Source organism: Flavobacterium sp. PLA-1-15, assembly GCF_049060005.1.
Lineage (GTDB): Bacteria > Bacteroidota > Bacteroidia > Flavobacteriales > Flavobacteriaceae > Flavobacterium.
Map to the genome: position 1 here is coordinate 1 of NZ_JBMGQS010000061.1, position 728 is coordinate 728.

General features: G+C 52.1%; 1 pseudogene. It reads right to left on the reverse strand.

The features are described 5' to 3' along the window. Positions 1–728: pseudogene (locus ACI6PS_RS16200) on the reverse strand (hypothetical protein); the annotation flags it as partial.

Consider the following 728-nt stretch of genomic DNA (forward strand, 5'->3'; position numbering starts at 1 on the left):
TTTCCTATCGGTCCTTGGTTACCATCTGGTCCTTGGTTACCATCCGGTCCCTGATTTCCTATCGGTCCTTGGTTACCATCTGGTCCTTGGTTACCATCCGGTCCCTGATTTCCTATCGGTCCTTGGTTACCGTCTGGTCCCTGATTTCCTATCGGTCCTTGATTTCCTATCGGTCCTTGGTTTCCGTCTGGTCCTTGATTTCCTATCGGACCTTGGTTACCATCTGGTCCTTGGTTTCCTATCGGACCTTGATTACCATCTGGTCCCTGATTTCCTATCGGTCCTTGGTTACCGTCTGGTCCCTGATTTCCTATTGGTCCTTGATTACCATCCGGTCCTTGGTTTCCTATCGGACCTTGATTGCCGTCCGGTCCTATCGGTCCTTGTGGTCCCACTGGTCCTTGGTTGCCATCCGGTCCCTGATTACCTATTGGACCTTGATTACCGTCCGGTCCCTGATTACCTATCGGTCCTTGATTTCCGTCTGGTCCTTGATTTCCTATCGGTCCTTGGTTTCCGTCTGGTCCCTGATTTCCTATCGGTCCTTGATTTCCGTCTGGTCCCTGATTTCCTACCGGACCTTGGTTACCGTCCGGTCCCTGATTTCCTATCGGACCTTGGTTACCGTCCGGTCCTTGGTTACCGTCCGGTCCTTGGTTACCGTCCGGTCCTTGGTTTCCTATTGGTCCTTGATTACCATCCGGTCCCTGATTTCCTATCGGACCTTG